The following is a 26,073-nucleotide window of genomic DNA, read 5'->3' on the forward strand; positions in this document are numbered from 1 at the left end:
GTTTAACACTCTATTTTACAGATTTATAACTTCATTAAGAGTGCTTAATCAATATGTTAAATTTTTTAAGAAGATTTGAATAGGCCATTCATAATTATTTATTTTTGCCCGATGCTAAAAAAACTATTTTGCTTCATTGTATTCTTGCTTGGCCTTAATACTGCAAACGCTCAAGAACGAGATACTCTTATATTTAAAAATGGTATAAGAAACCCTAGTTTTTTAGCAACACATCATTTTGGCATTTTTAGTTCTAGACTAAACACAAACTTTAAATATTCACCTGCAAAAACGCCAACGTTAACTATTGATCATGCTAGCGGCAACATATTTCATCCGTATGTAGAAGCATATTATCCTAAAGACCCTGAAATTAGAAAACAGATGTCTCAAGTAATTTGGCACGACCGTAGGTTTACATTTCTCGACCAAGAAACTACTCCCGCAGATTATATGAATATAGTTGTTGATGCCGTTATAAAGGAGTTTAGAGTAAAGTTCGACATACCTATAAATAAACAAAACGAACTCAGTTTAAACTTTAGGTCTTACTTAATTACCAAGGGTAAATACCCTTTTTCATTTTTTACAAGCGACGAATCTATCGAATGGTTTCATAGCCATATAGCTGGCGGCGAAGACCCCTATGGCAGGCGCTACTATGGCTTGAACCAAGTAAATTTTCGGTATCTAGACCGAAACGGAAACACAATGACATTAAGGCAAAACAACTTTTTCCTTGGCGGTATTGAGCTAAGCCACTACTATTATCCTAAATTCTCATTTAACAAAACCCACAATATATTTATCAATTTTGGAAGTCATTTAGGACTTAACACCTCAAGATTTAATTCGTCAATAGATGCTGGTTTGTCGGTAAATACCATTAAAAAATTCAACTTAAAAAACAACTACGACATCAATGTGGCCTTTGGCGCCAATGTACTTAGAAAAAATCTTATTAATTTCAAGGACGTAATCGACCTGGGCAACAATAAATATTTAGGCACGCTTGAAGCCAATTTTGAAATCACAAAATACACCCAAAAAGGTAATTACAATGCTTTCGGAATAAACTTTCAGTCACAAACGCGTTACAACAAAAAAGAAGAATACGGCTATTTTAAACTGTTGGGCAAATGGCGCGAAATAAACGGAGGTTGGCAAAATGGAGTCTATACACTTTACAGTACTATCCAAAACTGGAATTTTGTTTACACCTATGGCAGGCCCAATTTTCAACTTTCAATCTACATTAAAGAAGATTTTGAAGTAAACAATGCGCCAGATTTTCAAACGGGCATCAGTTTAAGGGTTCCCCTGCTTAAATAATTCATTTTAACGCAATACAATTGTTAACTTTAGTTAAAAAACTGAGCTGGCTTAAACCTTTTTCATTTTTAATGGTCTTAAAAGCAGTAAGGACCTAAAAAACAATTAAAATGAAAAAACTGATAATCATTGCAATAGCCTTTGTTTTGGCACAAGGCACTGCATTTGCACAACAGGCTCCTAAACCCGGTGGAAAAGACAAAATGCACTTAATGCATACTTTAACGCCCGAGGAATCTGCCACACTGAAAACAAAGCGTATGACCTTGAATTTAGACTTAAACAAGGTGCAACAAGACCAGATTTATAAAATAAACCTAGAAAATGCTACCAAGCGAAAGGAAATGCAAGAAACTTGGAAAGCTAGAAAAGAAAATGGGACATCTGAAAGACCAACAAAAGAAAAGCGTTTGAAAATGATGAATGCCAGATTAGATCATCAAATTGCGATGAAAGCCAAAATGAAGAAGATTTTAAACGAGGAGCAATACGCAAAATGGGAAAAATCACTAGCCAAAAGGTCCATGAAAAAGAAACAGAAAAAAATGGCTATGAAAAAGAAAGTTTACAAAAAATAAAATTTGGTTGATTTTAGTTTAGTTTGTTGATGAAAACGCATTTCTAATTTCTCGGAAATGCGTTTTCTCTTTTTATAAACTTTTTGCAACCTCATTTACAGCGTTAATCGTGAAATCTAAATCTTCAAACGTTAGCGCATCGGTTATAAACCAAGTTTCAAAGGCACTTGGCGCAATATAAACACCTGCTTTAAGCATCCCATGAAAAAACTTTTTAAAAGTAGCATTGTTCCCTTTTGCCGCAGTGTCAAAATCCACAACCTCATCTTTATCAAAATGTACGGATATCATGGACCCCGTTCGGTTAATGGTGTGCGCTATATTGTTATCACCTAAAACCTTGGCAATACCCCGGTGGAGGTATTCCGTTTTTTCGGCCAACCGATTAAAGATTTCGTTATCGTTATTAAGGGTTGTTAGCATTGCTAAACCTGCCGCCATGGCCAACGGATTACCACTTAGGGTCCCCGCTTGATAAACAGGCCCCAACGGTGCTAAATGATTCATAATTTCGTTTCTCGATGCAAAAGCACCAACAGGCAAACCGCCACCAATTACTTTTCCGAAACAAACGATGTCGGCATCTACTTTTAAAAACTCTTGTGCCCCTCCTTTAGCCAAACGGAACCCTGTCATAACCTCATCAAAAATTAGCAAAATATTATTCGCGCCGCATAACTTTCTTAAGTTCTCCAAAAAACCGGATCTTGGCGGAATACATCCCATATTACCTGCAACCGGCTCAATAATAACGCAAGCTATTTCGCCTTGGTTAGCTTCAATTAATTCTCTTACATTGTCAATATCGTTGTACTTGGCCAACAAGGTGTCTTTTGCTGTACCCTGTGTTACCCCAGGACTATTAGGCGTACCAAATGTACTAGCGCCACTGCCCGCCTGTATTAAAAACGAATCGGAATGTCCATGGTAACACCCTGCGAATTTTATAATTTTATCTTTTCCCGTAAAACCGCGAGCTAAGCGCACAGCACTCATACAGGCTTCTGTACCCGAATTCACAAAACGTATTTTATCTATATTAGGCACCATCGAAACCGCCAGTTCTGCAATTTTAGTTTCAATTTCTGTTGGTGTTCCAAACGATGTCCCTTTTCTGGCTTTTTCAACAACAGCATCAACAACGGGTTTGTAGGCATGCCCTAAAATCATGGGACCCCAGGAATTGATGTAGTCTATAAGCCTATTGCCATCTTCGTCGTACAAATAAGCGCCTTTGGCTTCTTTCACAAAAATAGGGGTGCCGCCAACGCCTTTAAAAGCGCGAACAGGAGAATTTACACCGCCAGGAATTACTTTTTCTGCATCAGCGAACAATGCGCTGCTTCGTTTATAAATCATATTGGGTTTTAGTTTTTTGATGTGGGTTTCACCAACAAAATTTGTCCGATACTTAAAGTCGTTCCGCTTAAACCATTCAAATTTTGAAGTTCTTCAACTGTTGTATTATATCTTTTGGAAATAGAATACAGGGTATCGCCTTTTGAAACGGTATATGTAGTTTGTTTGTTTTGGGTCAATTCTGGTTTGTACACTTTGTAAGAATCTCCCATGATGGCTTTGTCGTATTCATATAAATTATAGCGCTCTATTAAACTAATCAGTTTTTCAGGGTACCTTCTGTCAGTTGCATACCCTGCAGCCCTCAATCCTCTGGCCCACCCTTTGTAATCTTCTTTTTTAAGAGTAAAAAGCTTGGAATAACGCTTACGCTCTGTTAGAAATAACGAATGATCACGAAACGAGTATTTAGCATCTTTATATTTCCTGAAACACTCTTGTCGCCTATCGTCATCGTGATAAATTTTAGCTCCCGTCCATTCGTGGCATTTAATTCCAAAATGGTTATTCGCCTCAACAGTCAATCGCCCTGTACCCGAAGCCGATTCCAATATACCCTGAGCTAGAGTGATACTTGCTGGAATACCATACAGTTTCATTTCACTTTGTGCAACCTCTTTATATGTATCGATATACCTTTCGGTGCTGTTAGCATACGTTTTAGGCGCCTCTACCGGGATAACGGTTTTACTTTCTTCAGTCTTGTCAATTTGCCTTGTAGTTTCGTTTGTTTTTCTGGTTACGATCGCTTTTTTAGACTTACAACTAAAAATTACGCCCCCAATACAAAGCATTATGATTATTTTTTTCATCATCAAATAATTATTGGTAGTTTTTTCTTTTTCAAGTACGCATTCATACCTTCAACCCCTTGCAAACCACCGGTATGAATTGCCAAGATTTTGGATCCTTCAGGAAAATATTTTTTCTCAATCATATTGAAAATACCATACATCATTTTTCCCGTATAAACGGGGTCTAGCGGTATAGAAAAATTATTTTTAAACCTATTGATAAACGTCACCAATTCTTCATTTATTTTGGCGTAGCCTCCAAAATGGTAATTGGTAATGAGTTCCCAATTGTTCTTGTTTGCAAATTTACTAATATCTTGCTGTAAAAAGTCACCTTTTAGAGCTGGAAAACCTAAAACTTGTTGACGGACTTTTGAACAATTGATAAGCCCCGAAATGGTACCTCCCGTTCCAACCGAACAACAAATAAAGTCGAACTGCTTATCATCTTCCGTTAAAATTTCCTCACAACCTTTAACAGCCAAATTATTAGTTCCCCCCTCTGGAATCAAATAAAAATCGCCAAACCTTTCCCTTAGAATGTTCAGAAACCTTGTAGAGTGTTTTTCTCTGTAAAACTCGCGCGACACAAACTCGAGTTGCATGCCTTTTTGTTTTGCAAAGCCCAAGGTTGGGTTGACGTTTATTTTACTTTTCAACTCTTCGCCACGAATAATACCAATGGTTTTAAAACCAATGCTATTTCCTGCCGAAGCTACTGCAGCTATATGGTTTGAAAATGCGCCACCAAAGGTTAACAGTGTAGTAAATCCCTGTTTTTTTACTTCAGATAAGTTGTACTTTAATTTACGGTATTTGTTACCAGAAACAAAAGGATGGATGCGGTCTTCGCGTTTCAAAAACAATTCAACGTCCATACTTTTAGGCAATGCTACGCGTTGGTTTATGCTATTTTGAAGTTGAAATTCCATTATTGCGAATATACTTTAAAAAAGCCCAAATAGGGCGTTTATCGAGATATTCTAAACAGCATTCTTTTTGGTAAGCTTCCCGTTCAAAAGAGATATTCTTATAGGCCATTTTACGACTTTTATAATAAAATAAGCGGATAGCAAACTCTAAAACATAAAAAATATAGAATGGAATTACCAATAGTTCCAATTGTTGCCTTAAATGAATTCTTTCGTGATTTAAAAGAACTCTATTTTTAGCAAAATGTTTCGATTTTATAAAAACAAAGGGAAACAAGGCAATTCCTGTATACCCATTCGGAACTAAAAATTTTGAAATAAATATCATGCTTTGGCCAGCTCAAAAATCAAACCAAATTACATTATCTTTGTATAAATGAAAAAAATTATCCCTATTGAAGAAGGCGATTATTATTTAACGCCCGAAGGTTACCGCTGTTTTACCGAGCAATATCACTTAAAAAGAGGCTATTGTTGCGAAAGCGGATGCAGACACTGCCCTTATGGTTATAGCTTAAAGACGAATACCATAAAAAACTAGTAAATAATCGGCACCTTTACTTGGTATGATTATTGATGCTACATAAGTAAAGAAAAATGAACCGTTTTCTTTGTAACAAATGCATTAGAACTATTAATTTTAATCTGCTATGAAAAAATTACTAAAAACCATACCGCTTTTAGCTTTGCTACTTGTGATGAGTTCGTGCAGTTCCATCCGAACAGCTGCCGATTATGATAAAAATGCAACGTTTAGCGATTACAAAACCTTTGCCTTTTTTAAAACGGGCATTGATAAAGCCGAAATAAGCGATTTAGACAAACGCCGCATTTTACGTGCCATAGAGGCCGAACTATTAGCCAAAGGCTTTACCAAATCTGAAAACCCCGATTTATTAGTAAGCCTGTTTACAAAATCACAACAACGTGTTGATGTATATAACAACGCCTGGGGCTACGGTGCCTGGGGATGGGGCGGTTGGGGCCCTTGGGGCGGCTTCGGACCCGGTTGGGGATGGGGTTGGAACCAACCTAGCACATCGGTGAGCACCCAAGGAACGCTTTACATAGACCTTATTGATGCCGATAAAAAAGAACTGGTTTGGCAAGGTATGGGCACAGGGTATCTGAGCAAAAATGTTGAGAAAAAGGAAGAACGTATTAAAGAATTTGTTTCTGAAATAATGATGAAATATCCGCCCAATACGCAACAATAAAACACAAAAAAGTACCAATTTGGTACTTTTTTTATGGAAAATAAGGTTTGGCATGGCCATTATCCACTAACCATTGGTTGACTTCTAAACCATCTTCTAATACGATATTAGCCAAGTAGCGGCCGTATTTTCCTTGTTTGTCTTTATACGAAAGTATTCCCACCTCTTTATCCAATTATTTCATATCCCCCTAAAATATCAAGGACTTTCAAACCTTCTTCCCTTTCTTCACCTCGCAGCTCTGGGTATATATTCCATATAAATCAAGTTTCATTTTCTAAAAATGTTGAAAACCTAAAACTAAAAGGGCTGTAACCATGTCGGCTTCGTAAACATCAATAATTTTTGTTCGGCAACTATACATAACTTCTTAATTTTTAAATAACGATTGTTTTTGTAAAATATTTAAAAATATTCAGTATTCCTGTAGTTTCAAATAACAGTAATTAGATTAAATCAATAAAAACCTTCATTTAATGAATATTTCGTATTTTTATATTAGTTCACTTAGAAATCCAGACCATGCCCAATAACATTGAGACCAATCCTATTTTAAATCGTTTACCCAAACATTTAAAGCAGTTTATAAAGCCGCAAAATTACGAGCAATATTCTGCGGTCGATCAAGCCGTTTGGCGTTACGTTATGCGCAAAAATGTTGACTTTTTAAGTCAAGTGGCTCACAAATCTTACGTTGTGGGACTAAACCAAACGGGCATATCGGTTAACAGCATACCTAACATGTACGGTATGAACCGCATTTTAAAAGACATAGGCTGGGCAGCCGTTGCCGTTGATGGTTTTATTCCACCCAACGCTTTTATGGAGTTTCAAGCCTACAATGTTTTGGTAATCGCCAGCGATATCAGGCAATTGGAACATATTGAATACACCCCTGCCCCAGACATTATCCATGAGGGTGCCGGTCATGCCCCAATAATAGCTAACCCCGAATATGCCGAGTATTTACGGCGCTTTGGAGAAATTGGCTGTAAGGCAATCTCATCTGCCAAAGACTACGAGCTTTACGAAGCCGTCAGGCATTTATCTATTATAAAAGAAGCGCCCAACAGCAATACAGGTGATATCGCTTCCGCGGAAAAAAAAGTAGAAAGCCTTCAAAAAAACATGGGAAAACCAAGTGAAATGGCCCTGATAAGAAATTTACATTGGTGGACCGTAGAATACGGCTTGATAGGCACAATTGACAACCCGAAAATATATGGTGCGGGACTTCTATCATCTATTGGCGAAAGTGCTTGGTGCCTAACCGATGAAGTCAAAAAAGAAGCCTACACCATTGAAGCCGCTTACCAAGATTTTGACATTACCAAACCCCAACCACAACTTTTTGTAACACCCGATTTTGCACATCTTAGCTTAGTTTTAGAAGAATTTGCAAACACCATGGTGCTACGCAAAGGTGGTCTATCGGGTGTAAAGAAGCTTATAGAATCTGAAGCTTTAGGCACGATAGAACTCAGTACAGGGTTACAAATATCAGGCATCTTCAACGAGGTTTTTGAGCATGAAGGAAAGCCCATTTACGTTCAAACTTGTGGAAAAACAGCCCTTTCTTACCGAGAAAAAGAGCTTGTTGGCCATGGTATCAATGTACACTCCAAGCAATTTGGTTTTCCTATTGGCAAACTAAAAGGCATTAATTTAGCCATTGAAGATATGAGCCCTAGAGATTTAAATGCCTATAATATTTACGAAGAAAAAAGTACAACTTTAGAATTTGAAGGTGACATAACCGTAACTGGTGAAATTATTACCGGCAAACGCAACCTTCAAGGAAAAATTATTTTAATCAGTTTTAAAAACTGTACGGTTAAACACCTCGATAAATTGTTATTTAAACCTGAATGTGGCATTTATCATATGGCAATTGGCAAAGAAATAACATCAGCTTTTGCGGGACCGGCCGACTACAATAGTTTTGATTTGATAACCCACAAACCGTCTTCGGAAACTATTCACATTAAAAAATCTAAAGAACGTATTGAACTCGAAACACTATACCAACAAGTTAGAGATTACAGAGAAGGTAAAAATCGTACTATTTCAAGGACCAAAGTTTTAGAGCAACTCATTGAAAAACACCCCAACGATTGGCTACTCCCTGTTGAAATTTATGAATTAGCCTTTAATGGTAATGAAAAGAAATTATGCGAAATTATTTTAGAACACCTGAAAAACATAAAACAAAACAGCCCAAATTTAGGACACTTGATTGACAATGGTCTGGAAATAATTCACAATAAGCAAAGTATTTCTTCACTCTAAACTCTTTGTAAAACCTGTATTAATGACGTGCCTTAAAACAAGTTCAGTTGACATTATTTTAATTGCTACCTAAATCGCTTTAAGTTTTTTTTGGTAAACTTACTTAAAACCAATTGGCCGCTAATTTCGGCTCTTTCTGGCAACAGGTCATCCCAATGATCGGTATTTTTCCAAAATACTTTTTTCATTTCTTTTAAAGCTTCGGGATTATATGCAGCTAGTTTTTCGGCTAAACTTTTTACGGCTTCATCTAATGCTTCGGTGGTTTCAAACACTTCAGCAAACAACCCTTTGTCTTTTCCGTATTCAGCCGAAAAAAATGCTTCTGCATTAATTGTCATTTGGGACATAGCCGTACTTCCTATTTTTCTAGACACCGCTGGTTCTATCACAAAAGGGCCAATACCAATACTAAGCTCGCTTAATTTGATAGAGGCGTATGTTGTTGCCAAACAATAATCGGCTGCAGCAATTAGCCCTACACCACCGCCTACGGCTTTTCCTTGCACTCTGCCAATAATTGGTTTAGGGCATTTACGCATGGTATTTATTACATTGGCAAACCCCATAAAAAATTGTTTTCCAGTTTTAGAATCTTCAATCGCAATAAGCTCATTGAAACTGGCACCTGCACAGAACGTTCGGTTACCTCCGCTTTTTAAAACAACTACTTTTATACTCTTGTTGTTACCCGCTTCAATTATGGTTTGCTCCAAATTATTGAGCACCTCTGTGGGCATAGCGTTTCTACTAGGGTGAAAAAACTCAACATAACCTACACCATTGTCTATTGTGAGCGTAACATAAGGGTTTTCCATGTTTTTTTTAGGAATTATTTAAATGAGGAATATACAAATTTCATTTTGTAAAATTATTTAGCTAGTTTTAAAAAAAGTAAAAATTATGGGATTTTTAGATTTTATTTTTGGATCAAAAAAGCGACAGGTAAAGCGATATTTGGAAAAAGGAGCCATAATTTTAGACGTTAGGAGCAAAAGAGAGTGGGATGCCGGGCATATTGAAAATGCCATGCACGTACCTTTGGATGATTTAACCGAAAACGTAGATAAAATTAAGCGCCTAAACAAGCCGGTGGTAGTTTGCTGCCAAAGCGGTGTAAGATCGGCCAAAGCCGCCAAATTTTTAAATCTTAACAATATTGACGCTACTAATGGTGGCGGTTGGATTAGCCTGAAAAGCAAATTATAAATTTATTTTTTCAAGCATTTCGGGTGTAGAAATTGGGATATGATTGTATGTCATGGTCCAACCTAAAGAATTGGTTAATATATAGAATTTTGAAAGCTCACTAATCAATCGATTTTTGGCATTTTTCTTTAAATCTGAAGCGGCGATTTTTTTATTCAATGAAGCTGTTACAATATTTTTTATGTCATTATAATCTTTGGCTTCAAACGGGTTTAAAAAGTCTGCTTGGATATCGTAATACTCAAAATCTGGACTAATCTTTATTTCTTCATCTGGAATGTTAAGAACGGTTAGTGTTTTGGTCTCTTCATTGATTTCAAATTCAATTTTACTTAAATCGTAGGCTACCGTTACATCGGCATTTACAACAACAAGAGCCTTTTTTTCAACGGTGAGGTAATCTCCAAAAATATCCTTTGAATTTTTATAATTAAACACCTCACTGAAATGGCCTTCGGTTACGATTAGTTTACCAACGTTTTTTATTTGCTTTTGGATAAGCGCCGAATTTTCGCGGAGCACTATTTTGTCTTCTTTTTTTTCTCCACAATATTTTAAAGTAAAAAGCACGACCAAGGTAATAACAACGCCAAATAGAATTTTTCTCATAAAGCTAATTTATAAATAATTTGGCAAGAAACCGCTTAAAAAATTACCGTTGGAGTTTAGAATAGGCATTTGTATAAACAGCAAAAAAAACATTAGTTTCCTTCGACATATGAAGTCTAACTAATGCAAAAACTATTTTTTATTTACGGTGTAAAATTATGCTATTTAAGCATTTTAAATATTAACGCGGAGTTAAGCAATTATTAAATCAAGTTATTTTTTTTAGCCTTTTGTACCGCCTCTAATTTGTTGTGAACTTGTAGTTTTTTGTAGATATTTTCAATATGTTTCCTTACCGTGCCTACCGACAGAATAAGGTTATCGGCAATGGCGTTATAACTTAACCCTTTACTCAGCTGCTCTAAAACATCTATTTCCCTTCCTGTTAATTTTATATTTTCCTTTTCTTGCTCCCCTTGAATTTCGAACGGATTTCTTAACAATTTTAGGGTTTTTAATGCAATTGACGGATTCATTGCAGCACCTCCATTTAGTGTTTCAATAATACCCGATTGCAAACCTTTTGCATTAATCTCTTTAAGCAAATAGCCATCAGCCCCTGCTTTTATGGCATTAAAGATATTCTCGTCGTTATCAAACACAGTGAGCATAATTATTTTAATATGCGGATACTTTTTCTTAATCTGTTCGGTGGCATCGATACCGTTCAAAACAGGCATTTCTATATCCATTAAAACCACATCAATATTATGATTTTCTTCAATTTTTTCAAGCAAAACAGCACCGTTCAAGGCAGAAAATTTTAATTCCAAATCATCAAAAAATGATAATTTTTCGGCCACCATGTTTATTAAAAATGTGTTATCGTCTGCTATGGCTATTTTTATTTTCACATTACAGATTTTTAACAGGTTAAAGCTATTTTTGTTCCCGAATTAAGACGACTTTCTATTTTTAAAACGGCCCCTATTTCGTCTGCGCGTTTTTGCATATTGTTAAGGCCGTTACCTTTTTCTACTTCGGTTTCGTTAAACCCAACCCCGTTATCGGTAACAGCAAACACAATCTTGCCTTTGTCTTTTTTTATATCGATTTGGACTACTGTTGGCTGGGCATATTTTAAAGCATTGTTAATAGATTCCTGCATAATTCTATAAATATTCATACCTTTTACCGATGTAAATCCTACCGTTTTTTCCACATTTGAATTGACATTAAACTCGAAGTTAATTCCGCTAGACGACAAGTTGGCATTATCGATAAAATTGGATATTCTCGCCTGTAAATCCTCTAAAGTAATGGCTCTTTTATTCATGGCCCAAATCGTATCGCGTAACTCAGCAATGGTTTTTTTTGTAAAATTGCTGATACCATTTAACTTATCGGTTAGTTTTTCGTTGGTTATTTTAAATCCGTACTGCAAATTCTCTACAGACGAAATAATAAAAGTAAGTTGGGCGCCAATATTATCGTGCAAATCTCTTGATATTCTTAAGCGTTGCTCTTGTAATCTGTTTTGTGTTTCTATTTTGATTAAAGCCTCTTTTAGCTCACTTTCCTTTCGTAACTGACGGGTTTTTAGTTTTTGTTTTGCATAGAGCATATAACCCAATAGTAAGGCAACAACTACCAACACCCCTAAACCCAACAACTGCATATTTTTCCTAGAGATATCCAGCTCCTTTTCGGCCAAATTGGTACGTTGCATTAAAATTTGCTTTTCTCGTTGTGAGGCATTGTATTTTTCCTGAATCTCGGCCACCTCTTTTGTTACGCGATCACTAAAAATAGAGTCCTGAATACTTTTGTACAGCTTTTGGTAATGAAGTACACTGTCTGCATTTTTCTTAATTGCATAATACGATAACAATGAACTATAGGCCCCTTGTTGAAGTTCTTTTGCATCGGTTTCTTTAGCCAGTTTTAGTCCTAATCTCAAATTTTTTTCGGCGCTACGCAGCGCTCCAGTGGAAACAAGTACACTCCCCATATTAATTACCGTACTTGCCACGCCATAATTGTCACGAATTTCTTGTCTTATTTTTAAGGATTTTTCAAAAGCTTCCATAGCTTCACGGTATTTATTTTGCTCTTTATAAATTCCGCCAATATTATTGTAAAGTGTACCAAGCTCCTTTTTAAAACCGTTACTTTTAGATATCTCAACACCCTTTTTGTAATAGTTTAAAGATTGTACAGTATCTTTTAAAGACAAATAAACATTACCTATGTTGGTATATGAATGAGACAATCCAATTAAATCGTTAATGCCTTTATAAGTGCTTACTACTTCTAAATAGGTTTCTAGAGCTTTATCGTACTGCTTGAGATCGTGATATATATTCCCTATGTTATTTTTTATGATTGACGCATATTTTAAATGGTTTTTAGCCTGATATATTTTTAATGCGTTGGTAGCATAAAATATGGCGGAATCCATTTTAAACAACCGTTTATAGGCAATTCCTAATTTATTATAGGCACTAGCCATGCCCATGGAATCTTTTACTCCTTCACGGTAGTCCATCGCATTTTTGTAGTAGGCGATGGCCGTATTAAAATCGGAAATATCATAATATAAAATACCCAAATCGTTATAAGCTTGGGCAATACCCTGCTCATTTTTGGTTTGTTTTGCTAGGCTAAGCGCTTTTTTTCCGTAGGCGAAAGCTGAGTCGGCCGAAACCGTTCGATAATACCAACATAAATCGCTATACGATTTAACCCGAATGGAATCTTTAGGATTTGAAGCCAAAACTTGTTTTAAACTATCAATGTGCTTTTTAGGACTTTGAGAGAGTCCGTAAAACGCAAATAGTACAAATAAGGCTGAGAAGACTTTTTTCAACATAAATATTAGGGATACTCATCTAGGGTTAACTTTTGCAGTAAGAGAATCTCCCTAGTTATTTTGAAAAGCCGATTAAAAAGCGATTCGTGAAATTGGTCTATTAAATTTAGCTTATTCATATATAAGGTGTTTTTCTTGCCTTCTCGAACAAGACTATTTTCCAATAATTGTAGGTTAGTGCGTCCTTCTTTTTTCAAACTTTGGGTACCTACAAAAACCCTAACCAAAAAAATTACTAATGCCTTAAACATTAAAATAATTACCACAGTCAAAACATCGAACATCATGATTACAAATCAATTTTGAATACAATATTTAAATCTTGAACGAAAAAACACCAATCTTCAAATGTTTTACCATAATGAAGAATTGGTGCCTTTTGATATGAACTGATTAATAGCATCCTAAATTTAACGTAATATGTTGAACCTTAGCTAATTTTTCGACAAAATGTGATAAAAAAAGATTAAGCGCAATAGTGTTAATATCACACTTAATCATGAAAAATCACAACAACAAGATTTATTTTTGAAGGTCGTAGGCGTAAATGCCATTCTTGCCTGCCTGATAGTAAAGCATTCCCCCAAATTTATCAACTTCGTAGGTTGGTTTTTTATCTTTTAAGATGATTTCTTTATCAACTGTTCCTGAATCTTTATTCACTTTTACAAGCCCAACGCCATCATCCAATTTTGTTAAAATGAACTGCGCATTTTCTGTAGCGGCAGTTGCTCTAAACCTTTTGGCCATCTCATTAAACGATGCGGTTGCAATAGCAGCAAACATATCGGCCTCTCGCTTTTTCTGTGCACCATATTGGTTGTATTGGCCCAAATAGTTTTTGTTGGCACCTGCTCGGGCTGATGCGTCGGCCATCATCACGGTCGAAGCTACTGTCATAGCTGCCAAAGCAACAACGGCAAAAGCACTTTTACCTGGCGGACGATAATATTCATGAAACTTTTCTTTACCATCAAAATCTAGCATCATCAAGTTTTGATCTGATGCCAACAATAACCCATCGTCTCTCAAATCGATACTTGATGGATATTCTTTGCCGTCGAACTTATATGTAGCCAAAGTACCGATATCGCCCGAGTTTTCATCAATAGCGATAATTTCTTCACCAGTGCTAATTAAGTAACGGCCGTGGGCCTCATCGTAAGTACTAGAAACCGATTTAGCACTTTTGTATTTTATGGGTTTGTTCCAAATGGATTCACCAGTATCCAAATTAATAATATCGGCATCACTATCGGTAATGTAAATCATACCTTGTTTGGTCAAAGCCATGGTGTGAATGTTTTCCCCTGTTTTTAAAGGCTTTTTAAACAACGGATTACCATCGTATGAGATTTTGTTAATTCCGCCTTCACCAATTCCGAAAAGAATACCGTCATCCATAATATAAAAATGCTGCACATAGCCTTTGGTTTTAGGTGCCTTTTCCCATAAATCTTCACCTGTACTCGATGAGAGGAATGAAATATTACTTTGGGCTTTTGCAGCAGCTAACTTTGCCAAGCCTTTTTTACCCGTGTCTGCAACATCGCTAACTATAGCCAAACCTTTTGGGGTAACTTCAAAATTGGAAACCATACCTTTAAGTTTTTTACCATCGCTCCACATTTCATTACCGTTAGCACCTATTTTATGAATTTCGTGGTTCTTACCTTTAACCTGAAAGGCATACATCGACTTCCCATCTTCTGCTTCAATAACGTAAGCTACATTTTTGAGGTCTACCACCCAACTTTCGGCACCAGTAGCCATATCAATTCTGTAAATGCCTTTAAAAGTTGGTAAAATAACGCCACCATTAATAATGGAAGCACTTCCAGTTAGCGAGTTACTCCCTTTTAGTTTGAAGAGTTTTTCTTCATTACCGGTTCCCAAATCATAAATTCCAACGGCTTGGGCATATTTTTCCTTGGCAGTACGTTGCCCAGAAACTATCAGTTTATTTTCAGGCAGTAATAATGTTGGCTGCCCTGCAGCTTTCCAACCATTGGCTTTGGTATCGAACAAGCGTTTTCCGGAAACCACATCAATAACGCTCTGTTTCGCTGAAATTCCGCCAAAGCCAGCCTGCCCCACCATAACATACGGTGAATTGGGGACAATGTATACTTCTTCTTCTTTTACCTTTCCGTAATCATTGAAATTGAATAACAATCCATCTTGACCTGGTTTAATTCCAGCCAGTCCCTTACCGTGCGTAATCAGCAACACGCCAGAACTGGTTAGTGTCATTTTTTCTATATTTCCATCAAGTTCGTACTTGAAATCTGGCGCTTCTGCTTTTTGCGCCTGTGTTACATTTGCTATTAACAAAACTGCGAACAGCAATATATAAGCTCTTAAATGTCTCATTGTTGAATATTTTATTGGTTAATAGTTCAACAAATCTGCAATTTTAAACGAGGGCAATCAATACGATGAATTACGTATATTTAAAATACGATATGAGAAAATTGAGACTTAATCAGCTGTTTTTCAGATTCTAACTTTTGAAGAAATAGAAGATGCGCTTCAGACTTTGGGTTGAAAGGTTTATGCTGAAGTCCTTTTTGAATATGCTCAACTTCTTCCATAGTTTTCAAGGCTTTTGAAGACATCCATACCAATAAAAATTTTTCCCAAATATAGTTTATTGCCGTTTGGTTGGGATGAAGCATATCTTCTGCGTAATAGCGGTAATCACGCAATTCGTCCATCATGATTTCGTACGATGGAAAATAGAACAATTGGTTAAGGTAAGTACTCGAATTCTTATTCAAAAATTGATAAATTCCAGAAATTAAATGCGCTTTGCTTCTGCTATTTTCAACAAAACCATCTTTGAGGTGACGGATTGGAGAAACCGTAAAAATGATTGTAGTCTTTGGATTTACCTTTATAATAGATGCTGAAATGTTTTTTAATGAATTTGAAATGTCTTCAACCGACAATAATTCCTTTGAAAATTCTTTTTGAGGTACTTTATGGCAATTGGCTACTATGTTTTCTGTTTTGTTGAATCGGTATACCCAAGCTGTACCCAAAGTGATTACAACATGCGTTGAATGCTTAATCTGTTGCCGCATTAATTCAATACTGCTGTTTAGGTTGCCAAGCAATTCGTCTTTCGAAACCGAGCTCAGTTTAGAATGCCCATCAAAACAATGCCACTGCTCATTAAGAAAAAAAATATCCTTTTCTGAATATGTATCTTCATTTAAAGCACGCTCAACTAAATTTTCTATAGCTTTTGGATGGAATAAAATTCCGAAAGGGTTTTTAAGGTTTTTAAATTTGAAATAATCCAGCTTTTTCCCAATATTATCTGAAAAGCATGACCCCAAAAGCAAAATATCAGCATGGTAGTCTATTAAATTTTCAGACTGTTTTTTTAATGGTATTTGAGTTTGAAGTTTCATCTGTTAAAGTTACAAAGTTTCTAAATCCTATGGCTCCAAAAACAGGAAAGTTACTGAGCCATAAAATATATGTCCCAGTAACTTTTGTATATGTTTAGAACAAAACAAGTTTGTAACGAATTTATATCACCTTAATGATTTCACCAGCTTGTTTAAGTGCTTGATCTATTCCGGCTGGATTTTTACCGCCCGCTGTCGCAAAAAATGGCTGTCCGCCACCGCCGCCTTGAATAAACTTTCCAAGTTCTCTAACTACCTGTCCGGCATTCAAACCTTTTTCAGCTACCAATTCTTTTGAAATATAGCACGATAAAAGCGCCTTACCGTTTTGCTCGGCTGCCAAGAGTAAAAACAAATTGTTTTGCTCACCACCCAACTCGAATGCAACATCCTTTAATCCAGCAGCATCCAAATCTAATTTTTTAGCTAAAAACTGCACACCATTGACATCTTGAAGTTCACTTTTTAACTCACTCTTTATATTTTTGGCTTTATCCTTTAATAGTGCTTCAATCTGTTTTTTAAGCGTATTGTTTTCTTCCTGCAGATTAGTCAGCGCTTTTACAGGTTCTTTGGCATTATTCAACAAGGCTTTCATTTCAATAAACGCCTGGTTATTTTCAAAATAATAATTTTTAGTAGCGTTATTGGTAATAGCCTCTATCCTTCTTATTCCCGCTGCCACGGCTCCTTCAGATAAAATTTTAAAATGCCAAATATCGGCCGTATTGTTAACGTGGGTGCCACCGCACAGCTCAATAGACTTTCCAAATCTTACAGATCTTACTGTATCACCATATTTTTCGCCAAACAAACTCATGGCACCATCGGCTATGGCTTCTTCTTTTGGTGTATTTCGTTTTTCTTCTAAAGGCAGTTTACCTTCAATTCTTCGATTTACAAAATCTTCAACATCTTGAAGTTCTTCAGGTGTTAATTTTGAGAAATGTGAAAAATCGAAGCGTAAATAATCAGCATTTACAGCACTTCCCTTTTGTTCTACATGTGTTCCCAAAACTTCCCTTAACGCTTGGTGCAACAAATGCGTTGCGGTGTGATTGCTTTCGATTTGACTTCTATGCGTTTCATCTACAACGGCTTTAAACGATTCGTTGATGTGCTCTGGTAAGTTTTTCGCAAAATGGATAATCAAATTGTTTTCCTTTTTGGTATCGAGAATATAAACCACATCGCCATGGGCATCTTCTAAATACCCCTTATCGCCCACTTGTCCGCCACCTTCAGGATAAAACGGCGTTATATTGAACACCAACTGGTACATATCGCCCTCTTTTTTTGTACAAACTTTTCGGTAACGGGTTAATTTCACTTGGGTTTCAAGCGTATCGTAACCCACAAACTCAGTTTCGGCATCTTCCTTTACAATTACCCAATCGTCGGCATTGATTCCACTAGCGGCACGCGAACGGTCTTTTTGCTTTTGAAGTTCTTTATTAAATCCTTTTTCATCAAGTTTCAAGCCTTTTTCAGAAAGGATCAAGCCCGTTAAATCGATTGGAAAACCGTAGGTATCATATAATTCGAAAGCCTTTTCGCCAGAAACGGTATTACCTTGGGTTTCTTCAACTATTCGGTTCAACAACACCAAACCTTGATCTAAAGTGCGCAAAAAGGACTGTTCCTCTTCCTTTATAACATTTTCTACGAGTGTTTTTTGGTTTTTTATTTCAGGAAAGGCCTGTCCCATTTTTTCATTCAACACATCGACCAACCTATAAATAAACGGTTCCTTTTTATCTAGAAAAGTGAACCCGTAACGCACAGCTCGGCGTAAAATCCTGCGGATAACATAACCGGCACCTGTGCTGCTAGGCAATTGACCATCGGCAATTGAAAAGGCCACGGCACGGACATGGTCTGAAATCACGCGAATGGCCACATCGGTCATCTCGTCTTTGCCATATTTTTTATCGGTGATGGTCTCCAGTTCACGAATTAGCGGCGTAAACACATCGGTATCGTAATTAGACTGCACCCCTTGAAGCACCATACACAAACGCTCGAAGCCCATACCAGTATCGATGTGTTTGTTGGGCAACGTTTCTAAACTTCCGTTGGCTTTGCGGTTAAATTGGATAAAAACCAAGTTCCAGATTTCCACAACTTGAGGATGGTCTTGGTTTACTAAATCTTTTCCTGGAATTTTCGCTTTTTCTTCAGCCGAACGGATATCCACATGAATTTCGCTACATGGCCCACATGGACCTTGGTCACCCATTTCCCAGAAATTATCCTTTTTGTCGCCTTTTAAAATGCGGTCTTCAGAAATATGCTGTTTCCAAAGATCGTAAGCTTCGGTATCCATACCTAACCCGTCTTCTTTACTTCCTTCAAAAACGGTAACATATAAAATATCTTTATCGATGCCGAAAACTTCGGTAAGCAATTCCCAAGACCATGCAATGGCTTCCTTTTTAAAGTAATCGCCAAAACTCCAGTTTCCCAACATTTCAAATAGAGTGTGGTGATAAGTATCGTAGCCCACCTCATCTAAATCGTTATGTTTACCAGAAACGCGCAAACACTTTTGGGAATCGGTAACACGGGTATTTTTTGGTTTGGCATTTCCCAAAAAATATTCCTTAAAAGGCACCATCCCTGCATTTACAAACATTAACGTAGGGTCGTTTTTCAACACCATTGGAGCAGATGGCACAATACTATGCTTTTTATCTTCAAAAAAACTTAAAAACTTAGAACGGATGTCTTGAGACTTCATATATCAATTATTCTCTTTTCAGTTATTTAGTATTAATTACAAAACAATTTTTATCTTTACTCTCCCTAATTTTAAATCAGCCAAACCAATTTGGTCTATAATATTTTATTGGTTTGTTCGTTTTTTACAAAATTTGCCGTTTGTAATCAAAGTTTATCAAGCGCAAAAATAGTATAATTTAAACAATGAGTAAGGTAAAATATTATTACGATCCAGAATCGCTTTCTTACCGAAAGATAGAGCGAAAGAAAAGAACCACGTTTAAGTATGCTTCTTTGTTTATTTTAGCCTCAGGTTTCTTTGCCTTTATCTTTATTTTTATAGCCAGTCAGTTTCTGGAATCGCCCAAGGAACGCGCTTTAAAACGTGAATTGGAAAACACAAAATTACAGTTTGAATTGCTGAATAAAAAAATGGATCAAGCCGAAGCCGTTTTAGCCAATGTAGCCGAAAGAGACAACAATATTTACCGTGTTTATTTTGAGGCAAACCCAATTCCTGACGAACAGCGAAAAGCTGGTTTTGGAGGGATCAATCGCTATAAAAGTTTAGAAGGTTTTGATAATTCGAAATTGATTATTGAAAGCAATAAGCGTTTAGATGTGCTTCAAAAGCAAATAGTGGTTCAATCTAAATCGTTAGACGAAATCGCTAAGCTTGCGGAGGAAAAAGAAAAGTTGCTGGCTGCCATTCCGGCCATTCAACCTGTAAGCAACGAAGATTTAACCAGAATGGCCTCGGGCTACGGCATGCGATCAGACCCATTTACAAAAGTTAGAAAAATGCATTGGGGTATGGATTTTACCGCACCTCGCGGAACACCTGTTTACGCCTCGGGTGATGGCGTTATTGCGCGTGCAGATAGCAATTCATCAGGTTATGGCAAACACATAAGAATAGATCATGGTTATGGCTACACCAGCCTTTATGCACACCTTTACAAATACAACGTTAGAAGAAACCAAAAGGTAAAACGTGGCGACCTTATTGGTTTTGTGGGCAGCACCGGCCGCTCTGAAGCACCACATCTGCACTACGAAATATTTAAAGACGGTAACCGTATTAACCCCATTAACTTCTATTATGGCAGCTTAACAGCCGAAGAGTTTAACAAACTATTGGAGCACGCTTCATTAGAAAACCAATCGCTTGACTAATGCATATAGAACTACCCGAAAAACGATATTATGGTATTGGCGAAGTTGCCAAAGCGTTTGGTGTCAACACATCGCTCATTCGGTTTTGGGAAAAGGAATTTGATTTACTTAAACCCAAAAAAAATGCTAAAGGCAACCGTAAATTTACTCCCGAAGACATTAAAAACCTCAAGTTTATCTACCACTTGGTAAAAGAACGCGGTTTTACTTTAGAAGGTGCAAAAATCCACTTAAAAGAAGAAAAAAAGCAAGCGCTTAGCAATTTTGAAATTGTAAGCAAACTGGAAAACATAAAAATCCAGTTGATAAAAATAAAAGAACATCTTTAAAATCAATCTTACAAAAAAACACGTTTAAAGCGTAACTTCTGCATAAAAACTGTGTCAAATAATCAAACAATAAAATTTAAACTTATTTAATCATGAAAAAATTTTTACCTTGGATACTTGTTGCCGTTGTTATTTTTGGAATCTACTCTTGGGCAAAGGGATTCAACAATACTGCTGTAGAATACGAAGCCAATGCAAAAACAGCTTGGAGTAACGTTGAAAGTGCCTACCAACGCCGTTCAGATTTAATTCCAAATTTGGTTAATACCGTTAAAGGTTACGCTGCCCACGAAAAAGAAACTTTAGAAGGCGTTATAAAAGCGCGTTCTGAGGCGACTAAAACTAACATCGATGTTGACAATTTAACTCCCGATAAAATAGCCCAATTCCAACAAGCCCAACAAGGATTGAGCGGTGCATTATCGAGGCTTTTGGTAACCGTTGAGCGTTACCCTGATTTGAAGGCCGATAGAAGTTTTCAAGAACTACAGTCGCAACTAGAAGGTACCGAAAACAGAATTAATGTTGAACGTAACCGATACAATGAAGCCGTAAACACTTACGATATATTCACTACTAAATTCCCAGGTAAATTGTTGGCCGGTTTATTTGGTTTTGAAGAAATGGCCCGCTTTAAAAGTGCTCCTGGTAGTGAAAATGCTCCTAAAGTTGAATTTTAATGTCTAATATTGAAGATTTTTTAACACAAGACGAAGAGCAGGATATTGTTGAAGCTATTAGGCAAGCCGAACTTAATACTTCTGGCGAAATACGGGTACATATTGAAAAAACCACTAATGGTGACCCAAAAAACAGAGCTCTGGAGGTCTTTCACATGTTAAAAATGGACAATACCCAGCTTAAAAACGGTGTATTGATTTATGTCGCTGTTGACGACAAGCACTTTGCCATTTATGGCGATGAAGGAATCAACAATGCCGTACCAAACGATTTTTGGGAAAGCACAAAAAACATCATACAAGCACATTTTAAAAACGGACATTTCAAACAGGGTTTAATTGATGGCGTCATAAAATCGGGCGAGCAACTTAAAACATTTTTTCCTTATAAAGCATCAGACATCAACGAACTTCCAAACGATATTTCTAAAGGATAGTCACCTCAGTATGCAGTATTCAATGTTCAATATCCAGTCGCAATTTAAACTACCAAGTAAATCTGTAATTCTTAGCTTGTTGGTTGGGCTTTTATGTTTCAATTCTTCGTTTGCACAGTTTGATATCCCTGAAAAACCCGAATTCCAAACCAGCGTCTACGATTACACCAACTTACTATCTACAACTCAAAAAGGTGGTTTAGAGCAAAAGCTGGTTAAATATTCTGATACCACCTCAACACAAATTGTTGTTGCCATTATACATTCAACCAACGGCGAAAATATTAATTTTTTAGGTGCCGAATGGGGTCAAAAATGGGGCATTGGGCAAGCCAAAGAAGATAACGGCATTTTAATTTTACTTGCTTTAAACGACCGACGAATTGCTATAAATACAGGCTACGGTATTGAACATTTACTGACCGATGCACTTTCGAAACGCATAATAGAGCGAGACATTATTCCTTTTTTCAAACAAAGCGATTATTACGGTGGACTGAACCGCGGTGCTGATGCTATTTTTGAAGTTTTAAATGGCGAATACAAAGGCACAAGGCAGCCGAATGAAAGCGAATTTCCTATTGGGGCCATTATTTTCTTGATTTTTGTATTTATTATCATCCTACTATCCATTTCGCAAAACCGACGTGGCGGCGGTGGCGGCAACAGGGGCCATCGTTCAGCTGGACAAGATTTATTGGAAGCGCTTATTTTAAGCAATATGGGGCGCGGTAGTTACCGCAGAGGTTCTTCGGGCTGGGGCGGCAGCTCTGGCGGCGGCGGATGGTCCTCTGGAGGAGGCTTTGGAGGAGGCTTTGGTGGCGGTGGCTTTGGTGGTGGCGGTGCTTCTGGTGGATGGTAATGTCTTTTTAACTAATTCTACAACAACAAAATTCCTTTTTACCGTCGTTATGAAGGAAGCATGACTGAAATAGTCTGTTTTAATAGGGAGGGATTGCTTCGTCATGCATTCCTCTTTCCTTTCAATGACGGTAAAAATTTCTATTCAAGCTGTAAATGAAGCATTTGCTTTTTAATAAGAATAAAAAACACCTCCCTATCCCTCCCTTAAGGAGGGAATACTATCTATTGAAACGTCCTGTAACATTTCCGTCCAAAATTCTAGTAACTTCTTCTGTAGTAGCGTAATTTACATCGCCAACATATGTATGCTTTAGAGCACAGGCCGCACTGGCAAACTGCATGGATTTAAAATCGTCGTAATTTTGCAGTCCGTAAATTAATCCGGCCGCAAAAGCATCGCCTGTACCAATTCTATCCACAATATGCGTAATATCAAAATCTTCCGTTTCCCTAAACTCTTTGCCATTCCACATTCGGGCCCTAATCTTGTGCCAAGAGGCGTTTATTGATGTTCTAATTTTATCGAACACTTTATTGATTGACGGAAAGGCTTCCATTAGTTTTTTACTGGCTTCAATAAATTCTTCGTTACTATACCCGTAATTGGCATCTAAAACTTCATTTATCTCATTTATACCACCAATAAATACAGTAGAACAGTGCAACAACTCGGTTAAAGCGTCTTTGGGATTGGCACCGTATTTCCACAAACCACTTCTGTATGTTGGATCGGCAGAAACTTCCATACCTTTTTCCTTGGCCAATTTCAGTCCTTCCTTTAGCGTATCAAAAGCACCTTTTGTTAAAGCCGGAGTAATACCTGTCCAATGAAACCAGTTGCCTTTTCGCAATGCCTTTTCCCAATCTACCATATTTGGTTCAATACTCGAAAATGCCGAATGGGAACGGTTATAGGAAATGGAACTAGGCCTCATAACAGCGCCCACTTCAAGAAAATATACGCCCAGCGGCCTGTTTGACCGTACAATGGCCGTAGTATCCAAATCGAATTTATTAAGGTAAGCAATGGCGGTATCACCAATAAAATCGTCTGAAATGGCTGTAATGTGTTTTACATGTCCTCCAAAATGTGCAATGGAAAGTCCAACATTAACTTCGGTACCTCCAAAATAAAACTCTAAAGTATTAGCTTGTATAAATTTTTTATTGCCAAAAGGCGACAAGCGCATCAGCACTTCTCCAAAGGTTATAATTTGGTTCATTTGATTAGTTTTAGTTCTTAAAAATAATCAATCTACCCGATAATCAAACAATGAATAGGATATGATTTTTGAAAAATTCCCTTATTTTTTCCGCATGTAAACACTTATCGGCACCCCATGAAAACCAAAATGTTGTCGAAGTTTATTTTCCAAATAGCGTTTATAGGGATCTTTAATGTACTGTGGCAAGTTACAGAAAAAAGCAAACTGTGGCTGCGGCGTAGGCAATTGCATAATGTATTTTATTTTCACGAATTTACCCTTATAAGCTGGAGGCGGGTAGTTTTCAATAATAGGCAGCAACACCTCGTTAAGTTTGCTTGTTTTTATCTTTTTAGCACGGTTTTTATAAACCTCAACAGCTGTTTCGATGGCTTTATAAATACGTTGTTTGGTCAATGCCGAAATAAAAACAATTGGCACATCGGTAAATGGTTCCATTTGCCTTTTTATAGCCTTTTCGTATTCCTTGACAGATTTGTGGTCTTTCTCTACCAAATCCCACTTGTTAACCAAAATCACAATCCCTTTTCGGTTACGTTCAGCCAACCAAAAAATGTTTTGCACCTGCCCGTCGAACCCTCTATTGGCATCCAAAACCAAAAGGCATACATCAGCATGCTCGATAGCACGGATACTGCGCATTACCGAATAAAACTCTAAATCTTCTTTTACTTTAGATTTTCTGCGTATTCCGGCCGTATCGACTAAATTAAACTCAAAACCAAAACGGTTGTATTTGGTATCTATAGCATCTCTTGTTGTTCCGGCAATATCGGTTACGATATATCGGTCTTCACCAATTAATGCATTTATAAATGATGACTTTCCAGCATTTGGGCGCCCCACTACAGCAAAACGAGGCAATTCCTCTTCAATAACTTCTTCTTTTTCCGGAAGTGCCTTAACAACAGCATCCAAAAGATCACCAGTACCACTTCCATTTATACTGGCAATAGTGAAATAATCGCCCAATCCCAACGCATAGAATTCTACGGCGTCTTCAGCACGCTTGGCGTTATCTACTTTATTCACCACTAAAAACACAGGCTTCTTAACTTTTCTGAGCAAATTGGCGACATCTTCATCCATTCCAGTCACACCCGATTCCACATCAACCATAAAAATTATGGCATCGGCTTCATCGATAGCCAACTCTACCTGTTTGTCGATTTCGGCTTCAAAAATATCATCACTGCCAACGACATATCCACCGGTATCGATTAACGAAAACTCCCTACCGTTCCAATCGGTTTTGCCATAATGACGATCGCGTGTTACGCCACTTACGGCATCAACAATGGCCTCTCTCCGCTGAATTAATCGATTAAAAAAAGTGGATTTACCAACATTGGGGCGTCCTACTATAGCTACGATATTGCTCATACTTAAAATTTAATGGTATCAGGCTGAATGTTTAAACGCCAAAAAAGGCCTCCTGAAAACTTTTGCAAAAATAGGAAATATACCAATGCTCTTTTCGTTTTTTGATGAATAATACTTAAGCCGCATTTGAATAAAAAATAGTAATTTACAATACCAATTATTAAACTTATGGCATTACCTAATGATATTGTTTTAAGACCTCGATTTAAATTTGAAATTCCGAGGAGCAATACGATTGTTTTAGATGACTTTGAAAACGCTAAATCAACACAATCGGATTTTATTGTAAATCGTGTTGACGATCATGTTTTTATAAAGTTCCCTAAGGAAAAGCAACACTTTTGGTCACCTCAGCTACATTTGGAAATCAATGAAGTAAACCAAGACTCATGCATGCTTTACGGGTTATTTGGACCAAACCCTACCGTTTGGACGCTCTTCATGTTTCTTCACTTTATAGTCGCAGTTATTTTCGTAGCATTTGCTATTTGGGCTTATTCCAATTGGTCGCTAAAGCAAAGTTATGCTTTACAGCTTAGTATTATGTTACTAATGATTGTAATATGGATTGGCTTGTATTTTGCCGGAAGTATAGGAAAAGCTTCTAGCAAACAAGATATGGTTGCTTTAAATAACTTTATGCATTCTGTTTTAAACAAAAAAAAAGCCTTAATTGAATGCGAAGAAAAGACCAATTAAAGCTTTAA

Annotated in this window: 26 protein-coding genes; 12 read left to right on the forward strand and 14 right to left on the reverse strand. The window is 37.0% G+C overall.

Translation table 11 applies throughout. From position 1 onward, the window contains the following. The first annotated feature begins 111 nt into the window (after nt 1–111). On the forward strand, nt 112–1,332 hold the full coding sequence (locus GSB9_01359; GenBank protein UKM64802.1) for a hypothetical protein: 1,221 nt from the start codon (nt 112–114) through the stop codon (nt 1,330–1,332). Between the two features lie 110 nt (nt 1,333–1,442). Further along, nucleotides 1,443–1,910, forward strand: coding sequence for a DUF4890 domain-containing protein (locus GSB9_01360; GenBank protein UKM64803.1), 468 nt, complete (start codon nt 1,443–1,445; stop codon nt 1,908–1,910). A gap of 72 nt (nt 1,911–1,982) precedes the next feature. On the opposite strand, the gene hemL is transcribed toward GSB9_01360, so the two are convergent. Genes hemL through GSB9_01364 form a run of 4 tightly spaced genes read right to left on the reverse strand, consistent with a single transcriptional unit; the run spans nt 1,983 to nt 5,323 of the window. Then, on the reverse strand, nt 1,983–3,269 hold the full coding sequence (gene hemL / locus GSB9_01361) for a glutamate-1-semialdehyde 2,1-aminomutase (GenBank protein UKM64804.1): 1,287 nt from the start codon (nt 3,267–3,269) through the stop codon (nt 1,983–1,985). Between the two features lie 8 nt (nt 3,270–3,277). After that, nucleotides 3,278–4,081 carry a glucosaminidase domain-containing protein gene (locus tag GSB9_01362; protein UKM64805.2) on the reverse strand — a complete coding sequence of 268 codons (804 nt, stop codon included), beginning with the start codon at nt 4,079–4,081 and terminating at the stop codon, nt 3,278–3,280. Between the two features lie 2 nt (nt 4,082–4,083). Next, nucleotides 4,084–4,995, reverse strand: coding sequence for a pyridoxal-phosphate dependent enzyme (locus tag GSB9_01363; GenBank protein UKM64806.1), 912 nt, complete (start codon nt 4,993–4,995; stop codon nt 4,084–4,086). Continuing rightward, nucleotides 4,973–5,323: a hypothetical protein gene (locus GSB9_01364; GenBank protein ID UKM64807.1), complete on the reverse strand. Its 351-nt coding sequence runs from the start codon at nt 5,321–5,323 to the stop codon at nt 4,973–4,975. Before GSB9_01364 ends, GSB9_01363 begins: the two co-directional genes overlap by 23 nt. A gap of 48 nt (nt 5,324–5,371) precedes the next feature. Between GSB9_01364 and GSB9_03290 the strand changes: the two genes are divergently transcribed. Both GSB9_03290 and GSB9_01365 read left to right on the forward strand, forming a co-directional pair. Next, a complete protein-coding gene (locus tag GSB9_03290; protein UOR30062.1) occupies nt 5,372–5,536 on the forward strand; it encodes a DUF5522 domain-containing protein in 165 nt (54 codons plus the stop codon). A 109-nt stretch (nt 5,537–5,645) separates the two neighbouring features. Beyond that, nucleotides 5,646–6,212 carry a DUF4136 domain-containing protein gene (locus tag GSB9_01365; GenBank protein ID UKM64808.1) on the forward strand — a complete coding sequence of 189 codons (567 nt, stop codon included), beginning with the start codon at nt 5,646–5,648 and terminating at the stop codon, nt 6,210–6,212. Between the two features lie 31 nt (nt 6,213–6,243). Here GSB9_01365 and GSB9_03295 read toward each other — a convergent pair whose 3' ends face one another. Then, nucleotides 6,244–6,387: a thermonuclease family protein gene (locus GSB9_03295; protein UOR30063.1), complete on the reverse strand. Its 144-nt coding sequence runs from the start codon at nt 6,385–6,387 to the stop codon at nt 6,244–6,246. Between the two features lie 347 nt (nt 6,388–6,734). Between GSB9_03295 and GSB9_01366 the strand changes: the two genes are divergently transcribed. Next, complete coding sequence (locus GSB9_01366) at nt 6,735–8,501, forward strand: aromatic amino acid hydroxylase (GenBank protein ID UKM64809.1); 1,767 nt, start codon at nt 6,735–6,737, stop codon at nt 8,499–8,501. Between the two features lie 65 nt (nt 8,502–8,566). Here GSB9_01366 and GSB9_01367 read toward each other — a convergent pair whose 3' ends face one another. Beyond that, nucleotides 8,567–9,319 carry an enoyl-CoA hydratase/isomerase family protein gene (locus tag GSB9_01367; protein UKM64810.1) on the reverse strand — a complete coding sequence of 251 codons (753 nt, stop codon included), beginning with the start codon at nt 9,317–9,319 and terminating at the stop codon, nt 8,567–8,569. An 85-nt stretch (nt 9,320–9,404) separates the two neighbouring features. Here GSB9_01367 and GSB9_01368 point away from each other — a divergent pair, with 85 nt between their 5' ends. After that, nucleotides 9,405–9,710: a rhodanese-like domain-containing protein gene (locus GSB9_01368; GenBank protein UKM64811.1), complete on the forward strand. Its 306-nt coding sequence runs from the start codon at nt 9,405–9,407 to the stop codon at nt 9,708–9,710. On the opposite strand, the gene GSB9_01369 is transcribed toward GSB9_01368, so the two are convergent. The 6 genes from GSB9_01369 to alaS form a co-directional block, all read right to left on the reverse strand. Beyond that, nucleotides 9,705–10,319, reverse strand: a complete 615-nt coding sequence (locus GSB9_01369) for a DUF4230 domain-containing protein (protein UKM64812.1) — start codon at nt 10,317–10,319, stop codon at nt 9,705–9,707. The two genes, GSB9_01368 and GSB9_01369, sit on opposite strands and share 6 nt — an antisense overlap. Nucleotides 10,320–10,522: 203 nt before the next feature. Further along, a complete protein-coding gene (locus GSB9_01370; GenBank protein ID UKM64813.1) occupies nt 10,523–11,173 on the reverse strand; it encodes a response regulator transcription factor in 651 nt (216 codons plus the stop codon). Between the two features lie 11 nt (nt 11,174–11,184). Further along, nucleotides 11,185–13,131, reverse strand: coding sequence for a sensor histidine kinase (locus GSB9_01371; GenBank protein UKM64814.1), 1,947 nt, complete (start codon nt 13,129–13,131; stop codon nt 11,185–11,187). A 522-nt stretch (nt 13,132–13,653) separates the two neighbouring features. Continuing rightward, a complete protein-coding gene (locus GSB9_01373) occupies nt 13,654–15,504 on the reverse strand; it encodes a PQQ-binding-like beta-propeller repeat protein (protein UKM64816.1) in 1,851 nt (616 codons plus the stop codon). Nucleotides 15,505–15,584: 80 nt separating this feature from the next. Further along, nucleotides 15,585–16,550, reverse strand: coding sequence for a GSCFA domain-containing protein (locus tag GSB9_01374; GenBank protein ID UKM64817.1), 966 nt, complete (start codon nt 16,548–16,550; stop codon nt 15,585–15,587). Nucleotides 16,551–16,671: 121 nt separating this feature from the next. Further along, a complete protein-coding gene (alaS, locus tag GSB9_01375) occupies nt 16,672–19,290 on the reverse strand; it encodes an alanine--tRNA ligase (protein ID UKM64818.1) in 2,619 nt (872 codons plus the stop codon). Nucleotides 19,291–19,475: 185 nt separating this feature from the next. Between alaS and GSB9_01376 the strand changes: the two genes are divergently transcribed. The 5 genes from GSB9_01376 (at nt 19,476) to GSB9_01380 (ending at nt 22,755) form a co-directional block, all read left to right on the forward strand. After that, nucleotides 19,476–20,447 carry a M23 family metallopeptidase gene (locus GSB9_01376; GenBank protein ID UKM64819.1) on the forward strand — a complete coding sequence of 324 codons (972 nt, stop codon included), beginning with the start codon at nt 19,476–19,478 and terminating at the stop codon, nt 20,445–20,447. Continuing rightward, nucleotides 20,447–20,776: a MerR family transcriptional regulator gene (locus GSB9_01377; protein ID UKM64820.1), complete on the forward strand. Its 330-nt coding sequence runs from the start codon at nt 20,447–20,449 to the stop codon at nt 20,774–20,776. The genes GSB9_01376 and GSB9_01377 overlap by 1 nt, the downstream gene beginning before the upstream one ends. A 92-nt stretch (nt 20,777–20,868) precedes the next feature. Continuing rightward, nucleotides 20,869–21,456, forward strand: a complete 588-nt coding sequence (locus GSB9_01378; protein ID UKM64821.1) for a LemA family protein — start codon at nt 20,869–20,871, stop codon at nt 21,454–21,456. Then, the gene (locus GSB9_01379) at nt 21,456–21,893 is read left to right on the forward strand and encodes a TPM domain-containing protein (protein UKM64822.1); all 438 of its coding nucleotides are present in this window, start codon (nt 21,456–21,458) and stop codon (nt 21,891–21,893) included. Before GSB9_01378 ends, GSB9_01379 begins: the two co-directional genes overlap by 1 nt. A 10-nt stretch (nt 21,894–21,903) precedes the next feature. Beyond that, a complete protein-coding gene (locus GSB9_01380) occupies nt 21,904–22,755 on the forward strand; it encodes a TPM domain-containing protein (GenBank protein ID UKM64823.2) in 852 nt (283 codons plus the stop codon). A gap of 220 nt (nt 22,756–22,975) precedes the next feature. Here the strand turns inward: GSB9_01380 and GSB9_01381 are convergent, their stop codons facing one another. Together GSB9_01381 and der are read right to left on the reverse strand one after the other, a co-directional pair. Next, on the reverse strand, nt 22,976–23,980 hold the full coding sequence (locus tag GSB9_01381) for a sugar kinase (GenBank protein UKM64824.1): 1,005 nt from the start codon (nt 23,978–23,980) through the stop codon (nt 22,976–22,978). Between the two features lie 81 nt (nt 23,981–24,061). Beyond that, on the reverse strand, nt 24,062–25,366 hold the full coding sequence (gene der / locus GSB9_01382; protein ID UKM64825.1) for a ribosome biogenesis GTPase Der: 1,305 nt from the start codon (nt 25,364–25,366) through the stop codon (nt 24,062–24,064). A 168-nt stretch (nt 25,367–25,534) separates the two neighbouring features. Between der and GSB9_01383 the strand changes: the two genes are divergently transcribed. Continuing rightward, on the forward strand, nt 25,535–26,065 hold the full coding sequence (locus GSB9_01383; protein UKM64826.1) for a GTP-binding protein: 531 nt from the start codon (nt 25,535–25,537) through the stop codon (nt 26,063–26,065). Nucleotides 26,066–26,073 lie beyond the last annotated feature (8 nt).

The organism is Flavobacteriaceae bacterium GSB9 (assembly GCA_022749295.1).
GTDB lineage: Bacteria > Bacteroidota > Bacteroidia > Flavobacteriales > Flavobacteriaceae > Flavisericum.